Raw genomic sequence first — 17,714 nt, 5'->3', positions numbered from 1 at the left:
CGGCAGCGTCATCAGCAGGTACGGCGTGTAGGAGGTGTTCACTTCGGCGACGTTAAACAGCGTGGCGGGCGTCACGTGCCCCAGCAGGCTGCCGAAGGTCAGGAAGAAAGTGATGACCTTCGCGCCTAATACGATCGCCGTCATGCGGCTCACCGCTTTGGTACTCATCCAGACGATAAACGCCACAGCCAGCGCAAAACATAACCCTGCCAGACGCGCCGGAACGTTCAGCGACATCTCCGAGAAGGTGTGATGCAGAATCGAGCCGCTCGCCGAAATATACGCGTAGGTCAGGATATAGAGCACAAAGGCGATGGACAGCCCATTCACCAGGTTCCAGCCTTTACCCAGCAGATCTTTGGTGATGGTGTCGAAGCTGGAGCCAATGCGGTAGTTCAGGTTTGCTTCAAGGATCATCAGCCCGGAATGGAGCATGCAGAACCAGGTAAAGACCAGCGCCGCCAGCGACCAGAAGAACCACGCACCGGACATGATCACTGGCAGGGAAAACATCCCGGCACCAATGATGGTTCCGCCGATGATCACCACGCCGCCAAGCAGCGAAGGTGACGTTTGGGTGGTGGTTAGTGTCGCCATACAGCCTTTTCTCCAGTCAATCATGCGGTTCTGCATTTTAATGTGATGCACTGTACCAGTACAAGAGTACAAAAGGAATAAAAAAAGCCCCGATAGCGTGTATCGGGGCTGTATATTTTACTTTACGTCAGTTGCGTAAGGCTTACGCGTCACGGCGACGGCTGGTGCCTTCGTCACGACGTGGGCCGCGGTTTTCGCGACGCTCGCCGGAGAAACGACGTGGTTCACCGCGACCTTCGCTGCGGCCGCCTTCACGACGTTCGCCACCGAAGCTGCGACCACCGCCACGACGTTCACCACCGCGGTCAGGACGTGGCTGTGCATCGCCCATCAGCTGCATGTTCATCGGCTTATTCAGGATGCGGGTACGCGTAAAGTGCTGCAGCACTTCGCCCGGCATGCCTTTTGGCAGCTCGATGGTAGAGTGGGATGCGAACAGCTTGATGTTACCGATGTAACGGCTGCTGATGTCACCTTCGTTAGCGATCGCGCCAACGATGTGACGAACTTCAACGCCATCATCACGGCCCACTTCAATGCGGTACAGTTCCATATCACCCGCGTCACGACGTTCACGACGTGGACGATCTTCACCACCACGCTCTGGACGGTCACCACGTGGGCCACGGTCATTGCGGTCGCCACGACGTTCGAAGCGATCGTCACGGTCACGGAATTCACGCTTAGGACGCATCGGCGCATCTGGTGGCACGATCAGGCTACGTTCGCCCTGAGCCATTTTCAGCAGTGCTGCAGCCAGGGTTTCCATGTCCAGCTCTTCGCCTTCAGCAACAGGCTGAATCTGCGACAGCAGCGCACGGTACTGGTCCAGATCGCTGCTTTCCAGCTGCTGCTGTACTTTCGCGGCGAATTTTTCCAGACGGCGTTTGCCCAGCAGATCTGCGTTTGGCAGGTCAGCTTCTGGAATGGTCAGCTTCATGGTGCGTTCAATGTTACGCAGCAGACGACGCTCGCGGTTCTCAACGAACAGCAGCGCACGACCCGCGCGACCCGCACGGCCGGTACGGCCGATACGGTGAACGTAAGACTCGGAATCCATCGGGATGTCGTAGTTTACAACCAGGCTGATACGTTCAACGTCCAGACCACGTGCTGCCACGTCGGTTGCAATCAGGATATCCAGACGACCGTCTTTCAGACGCTCCAGAGTCTGCTCACGCAGAGCCTGGTTCATGTCGCCGTTCAGCGCTGCGCTGTTGTAGCCGCTACGCTCCAGGGCTTCAGCCACTTCCAGGGTCGCGTTTTTGGTACGCACGAAGATAATCGCCGCATCAAAATCTTCCGCTTCCAGGAAACGCACCAGCGCTTCGTTTTTGCGCATGCCGTACACAGACCAGTAGCTCTGGCTGATGTCCGGGCGAGTGGTTACGCTGGACTGAATACGCACTTCCTGAGGATCTTTCATGAAGCGCTTAGTGATACGACGAATCGCTTCTGGCATGGTGGCAGAGAACAGCGCGGTCTGATGACCGTCCGGGATCTGCGCCATGATGGTTTCGACGTCTTCGATGAAGCCCATACGCAGCATTTCATCTGCTTCATCCAGTACCAGGCCGCTCAGTTTAGAGAGGTCCAGAGTACCGCGCTTCAGGTGATCCAGCAGACGGCCCGGCGTACCGACAACAATCTGTGGGCCCTGGCGCAGGGCGCGTAACTGCACGTCATAACGCTGGCCGCCGTACAGGGCTACCACGTTTACGCCGCGCATATGTTTAGAGAATTCCGTCATGGCTTCTGCAACCTGAACAGCCAGTTCACGGGTTGGAGCCAGGACGAGGATCTGCGGTGCACGCAGGTCCGGATCAATGTTGTTCAGCAGCGGCAGCGAGAATGCTGCAGTTTTACCGCTACCAGTCTGGGCCATGCCCAGCACGTCACGACCAGAAAGCAGGTGTGGGATACACTCAGCCTGGATCGGAGATGGTTTTTCGTAACCCAGATCGTTAAGGGCTTCAAGGATAGGAGCCTTCAGGCCCAGATCTGCAAAAGTGGTTTCGAATTCAGCCATGTAGTACAAGTGCCTCGATATTAATGGCGGCCAGTCTACTTAGCTCATCGTGAAAATGATTAGCAATTTTCATTGAAAAGTGTGAACCGGCTCAAAGTAGGTGTATTGACGAACAACAACGCCCTCACCAGTAAAGGTGATGGCAATCAAAAGATTACGGGCTGATGTTTATGTCGTCAGCTATTGCTGGTCCGATTCTGCCAGGTCGTCATGCTCCTGGCCCAAGAGCGATAATTCCAACAATGCATAACGGTGCTCAACGAAGTTGTGTACGTTGTTAGCAACCGCTAATTTGAACAGTGCCGTAGCGCTGTCCATATCCCCCAGACTTAGGTAGTACTTACCTAAATAGAAGTTGGTTTCACTGAGATGCTCAGCGAGCGAGGTGTTATCCGTTGCGTCCGCCTTGAGGCGTTCCATCAGCGTTGCTTCGCTAATGTTGCCCAGGTAGAACTCGACAATGTTCCATCCCCACTGTTCCTTGTCCGATTTATCGAAGCGCTGTTTCAGTGCCTCTTTTGCCTGCTTCTCATCGAGCTTCCGCTCAACGATGTAAAGCCACAGGCTACGGAAAGGATCATTAGGATCGTCTTGATAAAACGCCAGCAGATCATCTTGCGCTAACTTATCACGACCGCCGTAATACAATGCGATACCGCGATTCAAGTGCGCGTAGTTGTAAGTTGGATCAAGCTCAAGTACAGAATCAAACGCTTCATAGGCAGCATCAAAATTGCCTGCCTGCGTTAAATAAATGCCTAAGTAATTGAATACTTCAGGCATATCAGGTCGGATAGCCAGCGCTTGTGAAAAATCATTTCGCGCCAATGCCCTCAGACCGAGACTATCATACAACACTCCGCGCTCATATAAAAGCTGTGCGCGTTCTTCATCGGTTAAAGCCCGACTGGCAAGTATTTGTTCCATGCGTGCCAGAATCACTTCCTGCTGCAAAGTCGGTTGCAATGGCACTGCGAGGACTTCGCTCTTACGCCAGGCAGAGTTGCTGCATCCTGCCAGCGTTAAAGCTGTCGCAACGAAACACCAGCGCAAAAAAGGCTTCATTTCCCACTCCCGAAGACAACTATTGGATGAACGTCCTGTCCCCCGGCGGCTTAACAAGGCGTCCTGCCTGATAATAGGCCCTCCGCAAAGCGGAGGGCAAATGGCAACTTACTCGCCTTGCTGTTCTGCTGCCTGTGCTTCTGGCGCAGCAGCTGGCTGAGACTGCTCGGTTGCTTCTTTAATGCTCAGACGGATACGGCCCTGGCGATCAACTTCCAGAACTTTCACCGGTACTTCCTGACCCATCTGCAGGTAATCGGTCACTTTCTCAACGCGCTTATCAGCGATCTGAGAGATATGAACCAGGCCTTCTTTACCGCCACCGATGGCAACGAACGCGCCAAAGTCAACGATACGGGTCACTTTACCTGCGTAGACGCGGCCCACTTCGATCTCTGCCGTGATTTCTTCGATGCGACGGATCGCGAATTTCGCTTTCTCGCCGTCGGTTGCTGCGATCTTCACAGTACCGTCATCTTCGATTTCGATCGTGGTGCCAGTCTCTTCGGTCAGCGCACGGATTACGGAACCGCCCTTACCGATAACATCTTTGATCTTGTCTGGATTGATCTTGATGGTGTGGATACGTGGAGCGAACTGAGAAATGTCGCCACGCGGCGCGTTAATCGCCTGTTCCATCACGCCCAGGATGTGCAGACGCGCACCTTTAGCCTGGTTCAGAGCAACCTGCATGATCTCTTTGGTGATACCTTCAATTTTGATATCCATCTGCAGCGCAGAGATACCTTCGCGGGAACCCGCTACTTTGAAGTCCATATCGCCCAAGTGGTCTTCGTCACCCAGAATGTCAGACAGAACAACGAAGTTGTCGCCTTCTTTCACCAGGCCCATTGCGATACCCGCAACGGCGGCTTTGATTGGCACGCCTGCATCCATCAGCGCCAGAGAAGCACCACACACGGAAGCCATGGAAGAAGAACCGTTGGATTCGGTGATTTCAGAAACCACACGAACGGTGTACGGGAACTTGTCAGCTTCTGGCATTACTGCCAACACGCCGCGCTTCGCCAGACGACCGTGACCAATTTCACGACGCTTCGGCGAGCCAACCATACCGGTTTCGCCTACGGAGTACGGAGGGAAGTTGTAGTGGAACAGGAAGCTGTCAGTGCGCTCGCCCATCAGTTCGTCGATGATCTGTGCGTCACGTGCAGTACCCAAGGTCGCGGTAACCAGCGCCTGCGTTTCGCCACGGGTGAACAGCGCGGAACCGTGAGTACGTGGCAGAACGCCAGTACGCACATCCAGACCACGGATCATGTCTTTTTCGCGGCCATCGATACGCGGCTCGCCTGCCAGTACGCGGCTACGAACAACGTTTTTCTCGATTGCGTGCAGGATGTCGCTCAGTTCGTTAGCGTCCAGCGTTTCGTCTTCAGCAACCAGCGTCGCGATAGTTTCAGACTTGATCACGTCAACCTGAGCGTAACGCTCCTGTTTGTCAGTGATGCGGTATGCATCGCTCAGACGAGATTCTGCCAGAGCTGCAACGCGTGCGTTCAGCGCGTCGTTTGCTGCTTCTGGCTGCCAGTCCCAACGTGGTTTACCGGCTTCTTTCACCAGGTCGTTGATGTTCTGGATAACGATCTGCTGCTGGTCGTGGCCAAATACCACAGCGCCCAGCATCTGGTCTTCGCTCAGCAGTTCAGCTTCGGATTCAACCATCAGCACAGCCGCTTCAGTACCTGCAACAACCAGGTCCAGCTTACTTTCTTTCAGCTCTTCCTGGGTTGGGTTCAGCACGTACTGGTCGTTGATGTAGCCAACGCGCGCGGCACCGATTGGGCCATTGAATGGAATACCAGACAGTGACAGGGCAGCGGATGCGCCGATCATGGCAACGATGTCCGGGTTAACCTGTGGGTTAACGGAAACAACGGTCGCGATAACCTGTACTTCGTTAACGAAGCCTTCCGGGAAAAGCGGACGAACCGGGCGGTCAATCAGACGCGCAATCAGGGTTTCGCCTTCGCTTGGACGGCCTTCACGACGGAAGAAACCACCCGGGATTTTACCGGCAGCGTAGGTACGCTCCTGGTAGTTAACGGTCAGCGGGAAGAAGTCCTGACCTGGTTTAGCTTTTTTCTGGCCAACAACGGTAACGAATACCGCAGTGTCATCCATGCTTACCATAACGGCAGCAGTAGCCTGACGTGCCATCATGCCGGTTTCCAGCGTGACGGTATGTTGACCATACTGGAATTTACGAACGATCGGATTCAGCAAAGTTCTGTCCTTTCTTAAATGTTTGACAGCACACCACCGGTGTGCTGTCGATTTAACCCGACCTTCTTCGCATCCTCGCGACTAATGACAACCAACACCCCCATGGGTGAAGCCTCTCATTAGCCGCGCGAACCTCTGCAATGAAGATCATTTATAGCAACAATACAATAGTTTCCAGTGAATTGCTGCCGTCTGGTTGAAAAAAGGGGCCATCAGGCCCCCTTTTCTGAAACTCGCAAGAATTAGCGACGCAGACCCAGACGCTCGATCAGCGCGGTGTAGCGTGCAACATCTTTACGTTTCAGGTAGTCGAGCAGTTTACGACGCTGAGAAACCATACGCAGCAGACCACGACGGCTGTGGTGATCTTTTTTGTGCTCTGCAAAGTGACCCTGCAGGTGGTTAATCTGTGCAGTCAGCAGTGCAACCTGAACTTCGGTAGAACCGCTGTCGTTAGTACCACGACCAAACTCAGAAACGATTTTAGCTTTAGCTTCAACGCTTAGAGACATTTTCAAACTCCAAAGTATAAAGAATGTAAGGATGCCGATCTCTAATTCAGCAATCCCATGTACGCCCCGCAGATTGTTAAACAATTTACCAGGCGTTAAGCGGCGATATTCTACTCGTCTCCCCTGCTTATCGCAAGGTGAGCCGTTACCACCGTCACGCGTCGACCGGATATTCGACGACCAGACGACGCGGCGCAACGCGCCCTTCGCCATCCATTTCGCCCATACCGATGAATTTCCCTTCGTCACCTTCGGTCACGCGTACCAGTCCCTCCAGCGGCGCTTCCGCCGTACGAACCGGGTTGCCGTTCTTAAAGTAAACGGACGATGTTAAAGGAAGATTAACAACCGGGAAGTCCGCTGCCGGACTGTCCATCGGCATCAGCAAAGGATCCAGCAAATCTGCCGGCGGAATCCCCTGCGCTTCCGCCTGTTCTACCAGCTCGCGCAGATATTCCAGGGTGACCATCCGCTCCACCGGATACTTGCTCACCGCCAGGCGGCGCAGGTAAATCACATGCGCACCGCAGCCCAGCTTTTCACCGAGATCGTCGATGATGGTGCGAATATAGGTCCCTTTCGAACAGTGTACTTCCAGCTCCAGCTCATCACCTTCGTGGCGAATAAACAGCAGCTCATACACGGTTATCGGACGGGCTTCACGCGGGACGTCAATGCCCTGGCGCGCATATTCGTAGAGCTTCTTGCCCTGATATTTCAGCGCCGAATACATCGACGGCACCTGCATCGTGTCCCCACGGAAGCTCTCCAGCGCAGCATCAAGCTGTTCCGCGCTGAACGTCACCGGACGCTCTTCCACCACCTGGCCATCCGCGTCGGAGGTATCCGTGCGCTGGCCCAGTTTAGCGATAACGCGGTAGCGCTTATCGGAGTCGAGCAGGTACTGGGAAAACTTTGTCGCCTCTCCCAGGCAGACCGGCAGCATGCCCGTTGCCAGCGGATCGAGCGCGCCGGTGTGGCCCGCACGGTTGGCGTTATAAATACGCTTAACTTTCTGCAGCACGTCGTTGCTGGAAGCGCCCTGGGGTTTATCCAGCAGCAGCACACCATGCACGTCGCGACCGCGACGACGAGGACGACTCATTAGTCCTCCTTGCTGTCGTCCGCCGGGTTAACACGACGCTCGTCGTCATGTTTAACCACGCTGGTCACCAGGTTGGACATACGCATACCTTCAACCAGCGAGTTGTCGTAGAAGAAGGTCAGCTCAGGCACGATGCGCAGGCGCATCGCTTTGCCGAGCAGGGAGCGGATGAAACCAGAGGCTTCCTGCAGCGCTTTAATGCCGTTTTTCACTGCCGCTTCGTCCTGATCGTTCAGGAAGGTGACGAACACTTTTGCATACGCCAGATCGCGGGACATTTCGACACCGGAAACGGTGGTCATCATGCCGACGCGCGGGTCTTTAATTTCACGTTGCAGAATGAGTGCGATCTCTTTCTGCATTTCCTGCGCTACGCGCTGAGGGCGACCAAATTCTTTCGCCATAATAAATTCTCCAGACAAAAAAGGGGCTAAAAGCCCCTTTTAAAATTATTGCCGGGTGGCGCGAGGCGATCCCGGCTTACAATCGGTAATTAAGCGATGGTACGCTGAATTTCGATGATCTCGAACACTTCGATCATATCGCCAACGCGAACGTCGTTATAGTTCTTCACGCCGATACCACATTCCATGCCGTTACGGACTTCGTTAACGTCATCTTTGAAGCGGCGCAGGGATTCCAGCTCGCCTTCGTAGATAACCACGTTGTCACGCAGTACGCGGATTGGGTTGTGACGCTTGATGTTACCTTCGGTAACCATACAGCCCGCGATCGCACCGAATTTCGGTGATTTGAACACGTCACGTACTTCAGCCAGACCGATGATCTGCTGTTTCAGCTCCGGAGACAGCATGCCGCTCATCGCTGCTTTCACTTCGTCGATCAGGTTATAGATGACGGAGTAGTAACGCAGATCCAGGCTTTCGGCTTCAATTACTTTACGCGCAGATGCATCCGCACGAACGTTGAAGCCAACCAGGATAGCGTTGGAGGCCGCAGCCAGGGTTGCGTCGGTTTCGGTGATACCACCTACGCCAGAACCGATGATCTTCACTTTCACTTCGTCGGTAGACAGTTTCAGCAAGGAGTCGGAGATCGCTTCCACAGAACCCTGAACGTCAGCTTTCAGAACGATGTTCACTTCGTGAACTTCGCCCTCGGTCATGTTGGCAAACATGTTCTCGAGTTTAGATTTCTGCTGACGAGCCAGTTTAACTTCACGGAATTTGCCCTGACGATACAGCGCAACTTCACGCGCTTTCTTCTCGTCACGCACAACCGTCACTTCGTCACCGGCAGCCGGAACACCGGACAGACCCAGGATTTCCACTGGAATGGACGGACCCGCTTCCAGAACTTCCTGACCCAGTTCGTTACGCATCGCACGAACGCGGCCGTATTCGAAGCCACACAGAACGATGTCGCCCTTGTTCAGGGTACCTTCGCGTACCAGAACGGTTGCAACCGGACCACGACCTTTATCCAGGAAGGATTCGATTACCGCGCCGCTCGCCATACCATTACGGATCGCTTTCAGCTCCAGTACTTCAGCCTGCAGCAGGATCGCGTTCAGCAGGTCATCGATACCGGTACCCGCTTTCGCAGATACTGGGATGAACTGCGCTTCACCGCCCCACTCTTCCGGCATAACGCCGTACTGAGACAGTTCGTTCTTCACGCGGTCCAGATCGGCTTCTGGCTTATCGATTTTGTTGACTGCAACAACCAGAGGCACCTGCGCCGCTTTCGCGTGCTGGATAGCTTCGATGGTCTGTGGCATCACGCCGTCGTCTGCGGCAACAACCAGTACAACGATATCCGTTGCCTGAGCACCACGAGCACGCATTGAGGTAAACGCTGCGTGGCCTGGAGTATCCAGGAAGGTGATCATGCCGTTTTCGGTTTCTACGTGGTAAGCACCGATGTGCTGGGTAATACCACCCGCTTCACCAGAGGCAACCTTAGTAGAACGAATGTAGTCAAGCAGAGAGGTTTTACCGTGGTCAACGTGACCCATAATGGTCACAACCGGTGCACGCGGTTCAGCCGCAGCGCCAGTATCACGGTCGCTCATTACTGCTTCTTCCAGCTCGTTTTCACGACGCAGGATAACTTTGTGGCCCATCTCTTCAGCAACCAGCTGTGCGGTTTCCTGGTCGATGACCTGGTTGATGGTCGCCATGGCGCCCAGTTTCATCATCGCTTTGATGACCTGAGAGCCTTTAACCGCCATCTTGTTCGCCAGATCGCCAACGGTGATGGTTTCGCCAATCACGACGTCACGGTTAACGGCCTGAGCAGGCTTCTGGAAGCTCTGCTGCAGAGCGGAACCTTTACGCTTACCGCCTTTACCGCCGCGAACAGCAGCGCGTGCTTCTTCACGGTCAGCTTTGGATTCAGCGTGTTTGTTGCCTTTTTTCGCCGGACGCGCTGCTTTTGCATTACGGCCACGGCCACGACCGCCTTCAACTTCACGGTCGTTATCATCTTCAGCCTGACGCGCATGCTGAGAAGTGGTCACGTGATAGTCGCTGGTGTCTTCAGTCGGCTCAACGGTATTCACACCATTCTTCTCGTTTTCTTCTGCCATACGGCGCGCTTCTTCGGCGACGCGGCGAGCTTCTTCTTCCAGCTTACGGCGGGCTTCTTCTTCCGCTTTACGCTTCAGCTCGGCAGCTTCATTTTCACGGCGGGCTTTTTCAGCCTGGGCGGTTTTGGTCATTTCGTCTGTCTGTTGATTGCTCACTTTGTCTTTTTCCGCAGCGTCACGCTTCACTTTATCACTTGCGTCGCGTTTCGCTTTTTCTGCGGCCTCACGTTCAGCTTTTAATTCTGCTTCACGTTTGGCGGTTGCTTCCGCCTCACGCTGAGCTTGTTCTTCCGCTTCACGCTGTGCCTGCTCTTCCGCGGCAAGGCGTTCTGCCTCTTGCGGATCACGTTTTACAAAGGTGCGCGTCTTGCGGACTTCAATTTGGACCGATTTGCTTTTGCCACCGGTACCAGGGATGTTTAACGTGCTACGCGTTTTGCGCTGCAGCGTTAACTTGTCAGGCGTAGAACCGTGTTCACGGTTCAGGTGCGTTAACAAGGTTTGTTTTTCTTGCGCGGTCACCGAGTCATCAGCGGACTTCGGGATCCCTGCATCAGCAAATTGCTGTACCAGGCGGTCCACGGAGGTCTGAATCTCAGCAGCCAGCGATTTTACAGTTACATCAGTCATGCTGTTCCTTCCTGCTACAGTTTATTACGCTTCGTCGCCGAACCAGCAAATATTACGTGCGGCCATGATGAGCTCGCCGGCTTTCTCGTCGGTTAAACCTTCGATATCAGCCAGGTCATCAACGCCTTGCTCAGCGAGATCTTCCAGCGTACAAACACCACGGGCAGCCAGCTTGAACGCAATCGCACGATCAAGACCTTCCAGATTCAGCAGGTCATCAGCCGGCTTCTTATCGCCAAGGCTTTCTTCCTGAGCCAGTGCCAGGGTGGTCAGTGCGTTTTTAGCGCGTTCACGCAGGGCTTCAACGGTTGGTTCATCCAGACCGTCAATTTCCAGCAGCTCTTTCATTGGCACATAGGCCAGTTCTTCCAGCGTAGAGAAACCTTCTTCAACCAGAACAGTGGCGAAGTCTTCGTCAATATCCAGGTATTTAGTGAAGGTATCGATCGCCGCATGGGCTTCAGCCTGATGCTTAGCCTGCAGGTCATCAACGGTCATTACGTTGAGTTCCCAGCCGCTCAGCTGTGACGCCAGGCGTACGTTCTGGCCGTTACGGCCGATTGCCTGCGCCAGGTTGCCCGCTTCAACAGCGATATCCATGGTGTGTTTGTCTTCGTCAACAACGATAGACGCCACATCAGCTGGAGCCATTGCGTTGATCACGAACTGCGCCGGGTTGTCATCCCACAGAACGATATCAATACGTTCGCCGCCCAGCTCAGTCGAAACTGCCTGAACGCGCGCACCGCGCATACCGACGCAAGCACCGACCGGGTCGATACGCTTGTCGTTGGTTTTCACCGCAATTTTCGCACGGGAGCCCGGATCGCGAGCCGCCGCTTTAATCTCGATAACTTCTTCACCGATTTCCGGCACTTCGATACGGAACAGTTCTACCAGCATTTCTGGTTTAGAACGGGTCACGAACAGCTGTGCACCACGCGCTTCAGGGCGAACGGCGTACAGAACACCGCGAATACGGTCACCTGGGCGGAAGTTTTCACGCGGCAGCATATCTTCACGCAGGATCACGGCTTCAGCGTTACCCGGCAACCCTTCGGATTTGATCTCCAGGGAGATGTTGTCGCGGTTCACTTTCTTCACCACGCCGGTGATGATTTCGCCTTCCTGATCGCGGAACTGATCGACAACCAGCGCGCGCTCGGCTTCGCGCACTTTCTGCACGATAACCTGTTTAGCGGTCTGGGTCGTGATACGGTCAAAGGTGACAGATTCAATCTGATCTTCAACGTACTCGCCCACGTTCAGACTTTCGTCTTCAAAACGGGCAGCTTCCAGCGTGATCTCTTTGGTCGGCTGGGTCACTTCTTCAACGATTACCCAACGACGGAATGTATCGAAGTCACCGCTTTTACGATCGATTTCTACGCGAACATCGATCTCTTGTTCGTATTTTTTCTTGGTTGCTGTAGCCAGTGCACTTTCCAGCGCTTCGAAAATCTTCTCACGCGGCAGTGATTTCTCGTTGGAGACGGCTTCAACAACAGCCAAAATTTCTTTGTTCATCGCGGGCTTTTCACCTCAATCCAGACTGTTAAAAGTGGGGAACCAGGTTCGCCTTCTGGATATTACTCAGCGCGAACACTTCATCTTTGCCTTCGACTGTCACCGTGATCATTTCACCATCAACGGCTTTGATAATTCCCTGCCATTTACGGCGGTTCTGTACGGCCATACGCAGAACGAGAGCCACTTCTTCACCGGTAAAGCGCACATAGTGCTCGGCCGTGAACATCGGGCGATCGAGGCCAGGTGAGGAAACTTCCAGGTTGTACGCAACGGTAATCGGGTCTTCAACATCAAGAACCGCACTCACCTGGTGGCTGACATCAGCACAATCATCAACATTGATGCCATCTTCACTATCAATATAGATGCGCAGCGTCGATGTACGGCCGCGAACGAATTCGATGCCGACCAGTTCGTAGCCCAGTGCTTCGACCGGTGCAGTAATCATCTCTGTTAATTTTTGCTCTAATGTGGACAAGCCCACCCCCAAGACATAAAAAAAGGGCGTAAAGCCCAGTTATTCTGTAGTCAGATAACAAAAAACCCCGATAAATCGGGGCTTTAGATAACTGAACCCTATAGCCACAACTGTGGCCTGGAGCACTTTCCGAAAGAATTTTTTCAAATCCAGCTACGAAGGCTCTAAGTCTTCACAGTATATTTGAAAAAGAACTTTATGGGAAAGTGGTTGCGGGGGCCGGATTTGAACCGACGACCTTCGGGTTATGAGCCCGACGAGCTACCAGGCTGCTCCACCCCGCGCCTGAAACGTGGCAAATTCTACGCGTTTTGGACAGAATTTGCAAATAATGCTGGGATTTGGTACCGAAGACGGGACGTAAAATCGGCGTTTAGTATATTGATAGTTGACCCCACCTGTCAACCCAACTTCCGCCAGATCGATTAGACCAAAATTTTTACAAAAAACGCACGACTCTCTTCCGGTCTTCGCCAAAAGATGATTAAATGAATACTCACTTATTTTGCATAAAAATGCACAAGAGAGCGAAAGCGGTCTCTAATCAGTCAATCAAGCAGGGTTTTATTCTATGACGACGATTCTCAAGCATCTTCCGGTAGGACAACGTATTGGCATCGCTTTCTCGGGCGGCCTGGATACCAGCGCTGCACTGCTGTGGATGCGCCAGAAGGGAGCGGTTCCGTACGCCTATACTGCGAACCTGGGTCAGCCGGATGAGGACGACTACGATGCCATTCCTCGTCGCGCTAAAGAGTATGGTGCAGAGAACGCGCGCCTGATTGACTGCCGTAAGCAACTGGTCGCTGAAGGTATCGCGGCTATTCAGTGCGGTGCGTTCCATAACACCACCGGCGGCCTGACCTATTTCAACACCACCCCGCTGGGCCGTGCGGTCACCGGCACCATGCTGGTTGCGGCGATGAAAGAAGACGGCGTCAACATCTGGGGTGACGGTAGCACCTACAAAGGTAACGATATTGAACGTTTCTATCGTTATGGCCTGCTGACCAACGCCGAACTGCAGATCTACAAGCCGTGGCTGGATACCGACTTCATCGACGAGCTGGGTGGCCGTCATGAAATGTCCGAGTTTATGATCGCCTGCGGCTTCGACTATAAGATGTCAGTCGAGAAGGCCTACTCCACCGACTCCAACATGCTGGGTGCGACGCACGAAGCGAAAGACCTGGAATTCCTGAACTCCAGCGTGAAGATCGTTAACCCGATCATGGGCGTGAAGTTCTGGGACGAGAACGTAAAAATCCAGGCTGAAGAAGTGACCGTGCGTTTCGAACGCGGCCATCCGGTTGCGCTAAACGGTAAAACCTTCTCTGATGATGTTGAGCTGATGCTGGAAGCTAACCGTATTGGCGGTCGTCACGGTCTGGGCATGAGCGATCAGATTGAAAACCGCATCATCGAAGCGAAAAGCCGTGGCATCTATGAAGCCCCGGGAATGGCACTGCTGCACATCGCTTACGAGCGTCTGCTGACCGGCATTCACAACGAAGACACCATCGAGCAGTATCACTCTCATGGCCGTCAACTGGGTAAACTGCTGTATCAGGGCCGCTGGTTCGATCCACAGGCGCTGATGCTGCGTGATGCGCTGCAGCGTTGGGTGGCAAGCGCGATCACCGGTGAAGTGACGCTGGAGCTGCGTCGCGGCAACGACTACTCCATCCTGAACACCGTGTCTGACAACCTGACCTATAAAGCAGAGCGTCTGACCATGGAGAAAGGTGAATCCGTGTTCTCACCGGACGATCGTATTGGTCAGCTGACCATGCGTAACCTGGACATCACCGATACCCGCGAGAAGCTGTTCAACTATGTTGAGAATGGCCTGCTCTCCGCCAGTTCAGGTAACGGTCTGCCGCAGGTTGAAAACCTGGAGCACAGCGATAAGAAGTAATCGCTGACATAACGTGCAAAAGGCGCCCACAGGGCGCCTTTTTTATTTTGATTTTCGTAGGCCCGGTAAGCGCAGCGCCACCGGGCAACATGGCGGTTGACGCATGCGCTTACCCGCCCTACAAAAGATCGGAGATCTCGCAGTCTACAGACGAAAAAAAGACGTCTTTCGACGTCTTTCTTCTGGAATATTGGTACCGAGGATGGGACTCGAACCCACAAGCCCGTTAGGGCACTACCACCTCAAGGTAGCGTGTCTACCAATTCCACCACCTCGGTACAGAATACTTAGTGCGGGATATCGCTGGTTGGCTTAGCCGGTGCAGCTGGCTGAGTTTGCTCAGTTTTCGCTGGTGCGCTCAGATTTTCCCACTCGCTTCCTTTGCTGGTCTTGTTGCTGTTGATATTGCCAAGCACAAGGCTGATGATGAAGAACAGCGTAGCCAGAATCGCCGTTGTGCGGGTCATGAAGTTCGCAGAACCACTTGAACCGAACAGCGTACCGGAAGCGCCTGCTCCGAAGGAGGCTCCCATATCAGCGCCTTTACCTTGCTGCAGCATGATCAGCGCTACGAGAGCGATGGCTACAATAAGGAAAATAACTAAAAGAGCTTCGTACATAATCAACCTGTTCCTTGCGGATTTGCCGCATACCAATGCTTCGACCAATTAGCAGGATTTTTGTTTCCCACTGAAGCGGGTGTGAATACTAACCAAAGCGAATGACCTTCGCAAGGGCATTTTTGACGCATTGTATCAACTGCGGAAAAAAACAGCAAAAAGCCATTAATTGCTTAAAACAAAGGCGACAAAAGCCGCCTTTTTATACATTTAGCGTGCACGATTATGCAGCTTTCACAGCGTCCGCAATACGGTGTGCAAATTCGGTTACCTGCGCTTCGTCTTCACCTTCCACCATCACGCGGATCAGCGGTTCAGTACCGGACTTACGCAACAGCACGCGTCCACGATTGCCCAGGGCCGCTTCAACGTCAGCCATCACCGCTTTGACGTTCTCGTTTTCCAGCGGATCGCCTTTACCGGCAGTGAAGCGTACGTTTACCAGGATCTGTGGGAACATTTTCATCCCGCTGCACAGATCGTGCAGGCTCATATGGTTGCGCGCCATCGCGGCAACCACCTGCAGCGCGGCCACGATACCGTCACCGGTAGTAGTTTTGTCGAGCAGGATCACGTGACCCGAGTTTTCTGCACCGATGCGCCAGCCCTTCTCCTGCAGTTTTTCCAGCACATAGCGGTCACCCACTTTCGCGCGGACAAACGGAATACCGAGCTGTTTCAGCGCCAGTTCCAGGCCCATGTTACTCATCAGCGTGCCCACCGCACCGCCGCGCAGCTGGCCCTGACGCAGGCCCTCACGGGCAATGATGTAGAGGATCTGATCGCCGTCGACCTTGTTACCTTCGTGGTCGACCATGATCACGCGGTCACCGTCGCCGTCCAGCGCAATGCCCAGGTCGGCTTTCTCTGCCAGAACACGCGCCTGCAGGGCACGAACATCAGTTGCCCCCACCTGCTCGTTAATGTTCAGACCATCCGGCTCGCAGCCAATGGTGATGACTTTTGCACCCAGTTCGCGGAAGACATTCGGGGCGATGTGATAGGTCGCGCCATTAGCACAGTCCACAACAATTTTGAGGTGAGCAAGACTTAGCTCATTCGGGAAGGTGCCTTTACAGAATTCGATATAACGGCCCGCCGCATCAACGATACGGTTCGCTTTACCCAGCTCTGCGGAATCTACACAGGTGATCTCTTTTTCCATTTCGGCTTCAATTGCTTCTTCCACGTCATCCGGGAGCTTGGTGCCGTCAATGGAGAAGAATTTAATGCCGTTGTCGTAGAACGGGTTGTGAGAAGCTGAGATGACAATCCCCGCTTCCGCACGGAAAGTGCGCGTCAGATACGCGACAGCAGGCGTTGGCATTGGGCCCGTAAAGGAAGCGGACAGTCCAGCCGCCGCCAGACCCGCCTCCAACGCGGACTCCAGCATATAGCCGGAAATACGGGTGTCTTTACCGATAATGATCTTACGGGAACCATGACGCGCCAGCACTTTGCCAGCAGCCCAGCCGAGCTTCAGGACAAAATCAGGGGTGATGGGAGCATCGCCTACACGCCCACGGATACCATCGGTGCCAAAATACTTACGATTACTCATAGCGTTTGTTTTCCTTCGCTGCCAGTGTGGCTTCCACCACACGCATGGCTTCTACTGTTTCTTTGACGTCATGGACACGAATAATGTGCGCGCCCTGCATCGCCGCAATCACCGCGCAGGACAGGCTGCCGCTCAGGCGTTCGCTCGGCCCCACGTTCAGCAACTGCCCAATCATCGACTTTCTCGACATCCCCACCAGCAGCGGCAGGTCAAAGTGATGGAATTCCGATAAGCGCGCGAGCAACGCATAATTGTGGGAGAGATTTTTACCGAAACCGAACCCCGGGTCGAGCAACAATTTCTCTTTTGGGATACCTGCACGTTCGCAGCGCGCAATATGTTCAATAAAGAAGCGATTCACGTCGGCAAAGACATCATCATACTTCGGTGCTTCCTGCATGGTTTTCGGTTGGCCCTGCATGTGCATCAGGCATACCGGTAACCCGGTCTCTGCCGCAGCTTCAAGTGCGCCGGGCTCAGTGAGCGAGCGAATATCATTGATAATGTGAGCGCCCACTCTCGCCACTTCACGAATCACTTCGGGTTTAGAGGTATCAACGGAGATCCATACTTCAAACCGCTGCGCGATAGCTTCAACCACCGGCACCACGCGCGCCAGCTCTTCTTCCACAGACACCTCAGCCGCACCAGGACGCGTCGATTCGCCGCCCACGTCAATAATGGTGGCACCCGCATTAATCATTAGATTCGCGTGTTTAACCGCCTCGATAAGCGTGTTATGCGTGCCGCCGTCAGAGAAGGAGTCAGGGGTAACATTCAGGATCCCCATCACATGGGGATGTGAAAGATCGAGATGCGAGTCCTGAGCGAATAATTTCATGGCGAAATCCCTGGTATCTATATCGTTAAA

Annotated in this window: 15 protein-coding genes and 2 tRNA genes; 1 reads left to right on the top strand and 16 read right to left on the bottom strand. The window is 53.9% G+C overall.

The window, feature by feature from the left end; translation table 11 throughout:
- From IM317_RS23860 to IM317_RS02585, 12 genes are all read right to left on the bottom strand, one after another.
- A partial coding sequence (locus IM317_RS23860; protein ID WP_305038643.1) for an aromatic amino acid transport family protein occupies nt 1-597 on the bottom strand: 597 nt, incomplete at its 3' end.
- Nucleotides 598-739: 142 nt separating this feature from the next.
- Nucleotides 740-2,626 carry a DEAD/DEAH family ATP-dependent RNA helicase gene (locus IM317_RS02635; RefSeq protein WP_033146740.1) on the bottom strand — a complete coding sequence of 629 codons (1,887 nt, stop codon included), beginning with the start codon at nt 2,624-2,626 and terminating at the stop codon, nt 740-742.
- Nucleotides 2,619-2,699: a protein YrbN gene (gene yrbN, locus IM317_RS02630; RefSeq protein ID WP_097397692.1), complete on the bottom strand. Its 81-nt coding sequence runs from the start codon at nt 2,697-2,699 to the stop codon at nt 2,619-2,621. Before yrbN ends, IM317_RS02635 begins: the two co-directional genes overlap by 8 nt.
- A 107-nt stretch (nt 2,700-2,806) precedes the next feature.
- Entirely contained in the window at nt 2,807-3,691 is an 885-nt protein-coding gene (nlpI, locus tag IM317_RS02625) for a lipoprotein NlpI (protein ID WP_023309331.1), read from the bottom strand.
- 108 nt (nt 3,692-3,799) lie between these two features.
- Nucleotides 3,800-5,938 carry a polyribonucleotide nucleotidyltransferase gene (gene pnp / locus IM317_RS02620; protein WP_024906369.1) on the bottom strand — a complete coding sequence of 713 codons (2,139 nt, stop codon included), beginning with the start codon at nt 5,936-5,938 and terminating at the stop codon, nt 3,800-3,802.
- Between the two features lie 242 nt (nt 5,939-6,180).
- Complete coding sequence (gene rpsO, locus IM317_RS02615) at nt 6,181-6,450, bottom strand: 30S ribosomal protein S15 (protein WP_003861789.1); 270 nt, start codon at nt 6,448-6,450, stop codon at nt 6,181-6,183.
- Between the two features lie 154 nt (nt 6,451-6,604).
- A complete protein-coding gene (gene truB, locus IM317_RS02610; RefSeq protein WP_033146741.1) occupies nt 6,605-7,555 on the bottom strand; it encodes a tRNA pseudouridine(55) synthase TruB in 951 nt (316 codons plus the stop codon).
- Nucleotides 7,555-7,959 (bottom strand): 30S ribosome-binding factor RbfA, encoded by a 405-nt coding sequence (gene rbfA / locus IM317_RS02605; RefSeq protein ID WP_003024988.1) that lies wholly within the window; start codon nt 7,957-7,959, stop codon nt 7,555-7,557. The genes truB and rbfA overlap by 1 nt, the downstream gene beginning before the upstream one ends.
- Nucleotides 7,960-8,048: 89 nt before the next feature.
- A complete protein-coding gene (gene infB, locus IM317_RS02600) occupies nt 8,049-10,736 on the bottom strand; it encodes a translation initiation factor IF-2 (RefSeq protein WP_029739629.1) in 2,688 nt (895 codons plus the stop codon).
- 24 nt (nt 10,737-10,760) lie between these two features.
- Nucleotides 10,761-12,263, bottom strand: a complete 1,503-nt coding sequence (gene nusA, locus IM317_RS02595; RefSeq protein WP_029739628.1) for a transcription termination factor NusA — start codon at nt 12,261-12,263, stop codon at nt 10,761-10,763.
- A gap of 28 nt (nt 12,264-12,291) precedes the next feature.
- On the bottom strand, nt 12,292-12,744 hold the full coding sequence (gene rimP / locus IM317_RS02590; RefSeq protein ID WP_014833432.1) for a ribosome maturation factor RimP: 453 nt from the start codon (nt 12,742-12,744) through the stop codon (nt 12,292-12,294).
- Nucleotides 12,745-12,951: 207 nt separating this feature from the next.
- Nucleotides 12,952-13,028: transfer RNA gene (locus IM317_RS02585), tRNA-Met, on the bottom strand.
- Nucleotides 13,029-13,315: 287 nt separating this feature from the next.
- Between IM317_RS02585 and argG the strand changes: the two genes are divergently transcribed.
- Complete coding sequence (gene argG, locus IM317_RS02580; RefSeq protein WP_024906366.1) at nt 13,316-14,662, top strand: argininosuccinate synthase; 1,347 nt, start codon at nt 13,316-13,318, stop codon at nt 14,660-14,662.
- Between the two features lie 191 nt (nt 14,663-14,853).
- Here argG and IM317_RS02575 read toward each other — a convergent pair.
- The 4 genes from IM317_RS02575 to folP form a co-directional block, all read right to left on the bottom strand.
- Nucleotides 14,854-14,940 (bottom strand) — tRNA-Leu (locus tag IM317_RS02575).
- A gap of 9 nt (nt 14,941-14,949) precedes the next feature.
- Nucleotides 14,950-15,282 (bottom strand): preprotein translocase subunit SecG, encoded by a 333-nt coding sequence (gene secG / locus IM317_RS02570; protein ID WP_023333590.1) that lies wholly within the window; start codon nt 15,280-15,282, stop codon nt 14,950-14,952.
- A 223-nt stretch (nt 15,283-15,505) separates the two neighbouring features.
- On the bottom strand, nt 15,506-16,843 hold the full coding sequence (gene glmM / locus IM317_RS02565) for a phosphoglucosamine mutase (protein WP_023309339.1): 1,338 nt from the start codon (nt 16,841-16,843) through the stop codon (nt 15,506-15,508).
- Nucleotides 16,836-17,684, bottom strand: a complete 849-nt coding sequence (folP, locus tag IM317_RS02560; RefSeq protein WP_033146742.1) for a dihydropteroate synthase — start codon at nt 17,682-17,684, stop codon at nt 16,836-16,838. The genes glmM and folP overlap by 8 nt, the downstream gene beginning before the upstream one ends.
- Nucleotides 17,685-17,714: the final 30 nt, after the last annotated feature.

It is taken from the genome of Enterobacter cloacae complex sp. S3 (genome assembly GCF_014930495.1).
In the GTDB taxonomy this organism is placed as follows: Bacteria; Pseudomonadota; Gammaproteobacteria; order Enterobacterales; family Enterobacteriaceae; genus Enterobacter; species Enterobacter asburiae_B.
This window is presented reverse-complemented; position numbering and strand designations above follow the sequence as displayed.

What these genes read in the sequence shown, in the direction of transcription:
- IM317_RS02635 (WP_033146740.1), bottom strand. Translation starts at nt 2,626, where the DNA reads ATGGCTGAATTCGAAACCACTTTTGCAGATCTGGGCCTGAAGGCTCCT.
- yrbN (WP_097397692.1), bottom strand. Translation starts at nt 2,699, where the DNA reads ATGAAAATTGCTAATCATTTTCACGATGAGCTAAGTAGACTGGCCGCC.
- nlpI (WP_023309331.1), bottom strand. Translation starts at nt 3,691, where the DNA reads ATGAAGCCTTTTTTGCGCTGGTGTTTCGTTGCGACAGCTTTAACGCTG.
- rpsO (WP_003861789.1), bottom strand. Translation starts at nt 6,450, where the DNA reads ATGTCTCTAAGCGTTGAAGCTAAAGCTAAAATCGTTTCTGAGTTTGGT.
- truB (WP_033146741.1), bottom strand. Translation starts at nt 7,555, where the DNA reads ATGAGTCGTCCTCGTCGTCGCGGTCGCGACGTGCATGGTGTGCTGCTG.
- rbfA (WP_003024988.1), bottom strand. Translation starts at nt 7,959, where the DNA reads ATGGCGAAAGAATTTGGTCGCCCTCAGCGCGTAGCGCAGGAAATGCAG.
- infB (WP_029739629.1), bottom strand. Translation starts at nt 10,736, where the DNA reads ATGACTGATGTAACTGTAAAATCGCTGGCTGCTGAGATTCAGACCTCC.
- nusA (WP_029739628.1), bottom strand. Translation starts at nt 12,263, where the DNA reads ATGAACAAAGAAATTTTGGCTGTTGTTGAAGCCGTCTCCAACGAGAAA.
- argG (WP_024906366.1), top strand. Translation starts at nt 13,316, where the DNA reads ATGACGACGATTCTCAAGCATCTTCCGGTAGGACAACGTATTGGCATC.
- secG (WP_023333590.1), bottom strand. Translation starts at nt 15,282, where the DNA reads ATGTACGAAGCTCTTTTAGTTATTTTCCTTATTGTAGCCATCGCTCTC.
- glmM (WP_023309339.1), bottom strand. Translation starts at nt 16,843, where the DNA reads ATGAGTAATCGTAAGTATTTTGGCACCGATGGTATCCGTGGGCGTGTA.
- folP (WP_033146742.1), bottom strand. Translation starts at nt 17,684, where the DNA reads ATGAAATTATTCGCTCAGGACTCGCATCTCGATCTTTCACATCCCCAT.